This is a genomic window from Deltaproteobacteria bacterium (assembly GCA_030654105.1).
Taxonomy (GTDB): Bacteria; Desulfobacterota; SM23-61; order SM23-61; family SM23-61; genus JAHJQK01.
Genome location: JAURYC010000012.1, coordinates 1 through 3606, shown reverse-complemented (window position 1 = coordinate 3606; position 3606 = coordinate 1). Strand labels below are relative to the sequence as shown.

At 51.7% G+C, this 3606-nt stretch carries 4 protein-coding genes; all 4 read right to left on the bottom strand.

Annotated features, from left to right (window positions below; genetic code table 11):
• Nucleotides 1–83 precede the first annotated feature (83 nt).
• Complete coding sequence (locus Q7V48_00450) at nt 84–1307, bottom strand: beta-ketoacyl-[acyl-carrier-protein] synthase family protein (GenBank protein MDO9209214.1); 1224 nt, start codon at nt 1305–1307, stop codon at nt 84–86.
• Entirely contained in the window at nt 1304–1987 is a 684-nt protein-coding gene (locus tag Q7V48_00445) for an outer membrane lipoprotein carrier protein LolA (GenBank protein MDO9209213.1), read from the bottom strand. Before Q7V48_00445 ends, Q7V48_00450 begins: the two co-directional genes overlap by 4 nt.
• Before the next feature lie 49 nt (nt 1988–2036).
• The gene (locus tag Q7V48_00440; GenBank protein MDO9209212.1) at nt 2037–2747 is read right to left on the bottom strand and encodes a polysaccharide deacetylase family protein; all 711 of its coding nucleotides are present in this window, start codon (nt 2745–2747) and stop codon (nt 2037–2039) included.
• 4 nt (nt 2748–2751) lie between these two features.
• The coding region (locus Q7V48_00435; GenBank protein MDO9209211.1) for a lysophospholipid acyltransferase family protein at nt 2752–3606 on the bottom strand (855 nt) is incomplete at its 5' end.

Below are 3606 nucleotides of genomic sequence, written 5' to 3'. Positions count from 1 at the left end.
GGCTATATACAGGCCAAGTGAAGGCGGATCTCTTTAGAGGTTGGTTTCATTCCGCAATCCGCATTCCACATTCTGCATTTGTTTCATTTTTTCCATTTTCCAAAAACCAACGCCGTGTTATTCCCCCCAAAAGCAAAAGAGTTTGAAAGAGCTATGGCCACTGGCTTGCTTCGTGCTTGGTTGGGTACATAGTCTAAGTCGCACTCCGGGTCCGGCGTCTGATAATTGATCGTCGGCGGAATTCTATCCTCATACACAGAAAGAACGGTGGCCACTGCTTCCACGGCGCCCGCAGCTCCCAGGCAATGGCCGATCATCGACTTGATCGCACTCACCGGGATTTTTCCAGCTCTTGCTTTAAAAAGTTCCTTGATGGCTTTGGTCTCGGCTAAGTCGTTGGCCGCAGTAGCCGTACCATGGGCGTTGATGGCATCTACCTCCTTGGGCTCGATGCCGCTATCCTTCAAAGCCGCCTCCATGGCCCGAAAAGCCCCTTGGCCTTTGGGGTCCGGAGCAGTCATATGATGCCCGTCGGCCGTAAGGCCATATCCTCTGACTTCTGCATAAATTTTCGCCCCCCTCCTCCGAGCGTGTTCGGCTTCTTCGATTACCAGGATGGCCGCACCTTCTCCCAGGGAAAGGCCTTTACGGTTAAGGTCAAAAGGACGGCAGCGGTCTTCGTCCACTGAGCGTAAGGCGTTAAACCCGCCAAAGGTTACTTCGGAGAGAGATTCACTTCCCCCCACGATAGCTGCTACAACCTCTCCGGATCGGATTAAGCTAACGGCATAGCCAATGGCGGTAGCCGATGAGGAACAAGCTGTGGCAATGGTGGCTCGGGGGCCCTGAAGGTCGTATTTTTCGGCGAGGGAGTCAGTGAGGGCACAAGTAGCAAAAGGCAGTAGAAGGGAAGGTCGGGCCCGGTGCCATCCTTTCTGGAGCATCTCCCTGCGGTACTTTTCGGCTGAAAAAATTCCGCCTGCCCCGCCGCCGATGAATATGCCAATTCGCTCTCGATCGGCGTTCTTCCAATCCAATTGAGAGTCGGAGATGGCCTCTGCCGCGGCTTTGAGCCCCAGCTGATCGCAACGAGACATCCGCTGGAGATGCCGCTTGGAAAAGTACTGGAAAGGGTTAAACCCTTTTACCTCCGCGGCCTTTTGCGATCGGTACCGGGAGGCATCAAAGAGAGTGATTTCGCCAATCCCGCAAACTCCTTCTAAAAGGTTCTTCCAAAAAGAAGGTACATCATGGCCAATGGCGGTAATGATCCCGAGCCCAGTTACTACGGCATGGCAACAATTCATGGCGTACTCTGTTCCAACACCCTTACAGAGGGAGGAATTTTTATCTTCAGGTCGTCATCGGCGAGGGGCAGGTTGATCTGGAGGTTTTTAAATTCCAAGGTCAGGCGATCCCCATTGGCTTCGACCATCTTGAATCTTATGATGGCCCCGGAGGTTTTGTCAATCCACAACTCCACCCTGGATAAGAACTTTTGGACTTTCTCATCTCTGGGGTGCAAACGAAAATGATGGACGCGCTCGGTCTCCAGTCCTTCGTAAATAATGGCGTATCCGTCGGAGAGTTGGCGGAAAGTTTTTTGGAAGATCGCCAGGAGCGGTTCCAGGGATTGAGTCATTCTCTTATTCCGTCCTAAATAATATTTCTCAGCCTGCAGGCTACCCGGATAATAGATCCAGATGCCCTTCCCGTAGATAGCCACTTCCATCGGTTCTGGCTCCGCATAATTCCAATGGATCAGGTCCGGGCGTTTGAATTTCACCAAACCCGAGGAGAGTAAGGGCTTTTTTATGAGCGAGGTCTCCTTGGTTTGGACAAAAAGGGCGGTGAGAGTTTCGATTTTCCGTTGTTGTTCATCAATGATCCGGATGAGTTCTTCGACGTCCTGGCCGAAGGCGGGTGAAAATTGGCCTGTTAATAAAAGGGCTATTCCCGTAATAACCGCAATCCTCTTACCTCTCACCTCTTACCTCTTACCTTTTCCCTATAGCCTATCGCCTATAGCCTATTGCCTATTTTATATCCTTGCTCATCCCGAAAAGTTCCTCCAGGGTAAGAAATTCCATTCCTCGCTCTCGGAAACCTCGAAGAATTTCAGGTAAAGCCTTAAGAGTCGCCGTCCGGTCTTGGTTGAGCACGGAATCGGAACCATCGTGCAGGAGAATGACTCCTCCGGGATCGGCTTTTTTCAAAATCCTCCGGGCAATGGCCAGAGGGTCTTGGCGTTGGGTATCGAAGGCCCGAACCTGCCAACCCACCATGGACATTCCAAGTTCCTTCAGAATACGAAAAATATTGGGATTGCGGAAACCCGCAGGCTGTCGGTAAAAACGGGGTCTGTAGCCGACCCATTTTTCCGCTTCCCTCTGACATGCCAGGATCTCCTGACGGAATTTCTGCCCAGAGAGAAAATTCATCATCCGCAGGTGGTTGTAGGAGTGGTTACCGATCAGGTGTCCCCGCTGGGAAATCTCGGTGGCCAGAGCTCCAAACTCTTTCAGGTATCTTCCGATGACGAAAAATGTAGCTTTGGCTTGAAAGCGATCCAGGATCTCTAAAACGCGGGGGGTATACAAAGGATGGGGCCCATCGTCAAAGGTCAGAGCGATTCCCCGTCGATCTCCTTTCCAGAGTACTTTTCCTAAAAGAGCCCCTCGAGGGTTGGCGATCTCGTTCAGGGCAAAGAGGGTAAATCCGGCAATAGAGACAATCCAGAGACTCATAGGATTATGGAGCCCGATGCCGTGAGAAATAATCGTAGAAGGTAAACCATTGATCGGGATAGGAGCGAATAAATTTTTCCATGACATCGGCGATGCGTTGAGCATTCACGGCTAAGTCTTCGTCCCGGTTCCCGGTTCTCTGAAGGGGAAGGGGAGGTTCAGCCAGGCATAGGTATTTACTATCTTCACCCCTGAGAACGAATGTGGGAATGAGAACCGCCTCCGAGAGGTGAGCCAAAAGCGCCGGGCCAATGGGAAAATATACGTTCTGCCCGAAAAATTTCACCGGAATTCCTTTGCCCATTAATTCGCGGTCTCCCAGGAGAGCTACGAGTTCATTGGCCTTGAGAGCCTTGAGCACGGCCAGAGAAGAGGAAAGAGTATCGTTCAGAGTGATCACTTTGATTTTTTGCCCTTGGCGAAGGTGAACCCGGTAATCATGCAGGCGGGCCGCCACGTCCGGAGCCGTGATGACATTTAATGAGTATCCCAGCAACGATAAGAAAACCCCCCCCATTTCCCAGTTGCCTAAATGGGCCGTGAGGATCATAGCTCCCTTCCCTTGGAAGAGCGCCCGGTCGATGTGCTCTTTCCCTTGAAAACCGTGGACCATACGACCAAAGTTATCCTCCCTTAGAAGATCCATGCGCGTGTAATCCACCAGATATTTCGCATAATGGACAAAGGTACGGCGCGCTATCTTCCCCACGTCCGAGGGGTTTTCCAAAATCCGGCTCAGGTTCCGGTGAACCATCTCCCGGTCTTTTTTCATGACCGCCCAATAGATATGACCCACCACGACAGCCAGCCAGAGCAAAAACCAGCGGGGGAGGAGGTGGCTAAAAAAACCAATCAGGTT

Bases quoted from the DNA above. Each gene is read 5' to 3' on its own strand.
- Q7V48_00450 (MDO9209214.1), bottom strand. From the start codon at position 1,307: ATGAATTGTTGCCATGCCGTAGTAACTGGGCTCGGGATCATTACCGCC.
- Q7V48_00440 (MDO9209212.1), bottom strand. From the start codon at position 2,747: ATGAGTCTCTGGATTGTCTCTATTGCCGGATTTACCCTCTTTGCCCTG.